Genomic DNA, 823 nt, shown 5'->3' with positions numbered 1-823 from the left:
GGTGAGGTTCGTGCCGGTGAGTACGACCGTGGTGCCGCCTGTCACCGTTCCTGAGGTGGGGGTGATGCTGGTCAGGGTGGGTGCCGCGGCGTAGGTGTAGGCGAGGCCGTTGCTGGTTCCGCCCGAGCCGGTGACGGTGACCTGCACGGTGCCGGCCGTGTGGGCAGGGGCGACCGCGGTGATCTGGGTGGCGGAGTTGACCGTGAATGTCGTTGCGGTGGTGCCGAACCGGACGGTCAGCGGGCCGGTGAATCCGGTGCCGGTGATCGTGACGTTGTTGCCGCCCGCTGTGGGCCCGGATGTCGGGGAGATGGAGGTGATGGTGGGGACGACGACGTAGGTGTAGGTGACGGGGTTGCTGGTTCCGCCGGGCCCGGTGACGGTGACCGATACGATCCCGGTGCCCGCGGGGGCCACAGCGGTGATCTGGGTGGCGGAGTCGACGGTGAACGAGGTTGCCGGTGTGGCACCGAAATTCACCGCGGTGACGCCGGTGAGGCCCGTTCCGGTGAGGGTGACCGTCGTCCCGCCCGCGGTGGATCCCTGGCTGGGACTGATGGTGCTCAACGCGGGAACCGCGAGGTAGGTGTACGGCACCCCGTTGCTGGTTCCCCCCGAGGTGGTCACCGTGACCTGCACGGTACCGACCGAGCCGGCGGGAGCGACCGCTGTGATCTGCGTCGCCGAATCCAGTGTGAAAGTTGTTGCGGTGGAACCGAATCGCACTGTGGTCGGTCCGGTGAACCCGGTCCCGGTGATAGTGACGCTGGTTCCCCCTGTCGAGGGTCCCGACGTCGGGGAGATCGAGGTGATGGTAGGCATG

Annotated in this window: 1 protein-coding gene and 1 pseudogene; both read right to left on the bottom strand. The window is 67.9% G+C overall.

Features of this window, described 5'->3' with window-relative positions; translation table 11 throughout:
* A partial coding sequence (locus NV1_RS39155) for an IPT/TIG domain-containing protein (RefSeq protein WP_245714162.1) occupies positions 1-627 on the bottom strand: 627 nt, incomplete at its 3' end.
* A gap of 15 nt (positions 628-642) precedes the next feature.
* Positions 643-822 (bottom strand): annotated as a pseudogene (locus tag NV1_RS47155) (IPT/TIG domain-containing protein); the annotation flags it as partial.
* Position 823: the final 1 nt, after the last annotated feature.

Origin of the sequence: Nocardia vaccinii NBRC 15922 (assembly GCF_001613305.1) — a bacterium.
Lineage (GTDB): Bacteria > Actinomycetota > Actinomycetes > Mycobacteriales > Mycobacteriaceae > Nocardia > Nocardia vaccinii.
This window is presented reverse-complemented; position numbering and strand designations above follow the sequence as displayed.